Here is a 640-nt window from a genome sequence, read left to right as displayed (position 1 = left end):
CCTCACCGTCGACACCGGCAGCTCGGCCACCGACCACGTCACCGCCAACCCGGCGCTGAGCGGCACCGGCCTTGCCAACACCGTGGTGCACTTCACCATTGACGGCACTCCGGTCGTGGCCACGGCGACCACCGACGCGCAAGGCGCCTGGTCGTTCCTCCCGAGCGGGCTGGCGGACGGATCGCACACCATCGTCGCAAGCCAGACCGACAGCTTCGGCAACATCGGTTCGGCCTCGCTGAGCTTCACCCTCGACACGGCGGCGCCGACGGTCGCCATCACCAGCCCGGGTGGGGCGACTAACCAGGCCAGCCAGGCCATCACCGGCACGGTCGACGTCGCCGATGCCGGCGCCAGCGTCACCATCCTCGACGGCACCACGCCGATCGGCACCGCCATCGTGCAGGGCAACGGCAGCTGGAGCACCACGGTCAGCCTCAACAATGGAGCCAACTCGCTGACCGCACGGGTGAGCGATGCCGCCGGCAACACCGCCACCAGCAGCGCGGTGGTCTACACGCTCAGCACCACCGGGCCAACGGTGACCGAGACCCTCACCGTCGACACCGGCAGCTCGGCCACCGACCACGTCACCGCCAACCCGGCGCTGAGCGGCACCGGCCTTGCCAACACCGTGGTG

At 70.3% G+C, this 640-nt stretch carries 1 protein-coding gene; it reads left to right on the top strand.

Going from position 1 to position 640, the window contains the following annotated elements; all coding sequences use genetic code 11:
• Positions 1-640, top strand: a 640-nt coding sequence (locus IVA74_RS11945) for an Ig-like domain-containing protein (protein ID WP_256469196.1), incomplete at both ends; no start/stop codon positions are given.

Source organism: Bradyrhizobium sp. 132, assembly GCF_023074185.1.
Taxonomy (GTDB): Bacteria; Pseudomonadota; Alphaproteobacteria; order Rhizobiales; family Xanthobacteraceae; genus Bradyrhizobium.
The sequence above is the reverse complement of the archived record's forward strand: the minus strand, read 5'-3'. Positions and strand labels throughout refer to the sequence as shown.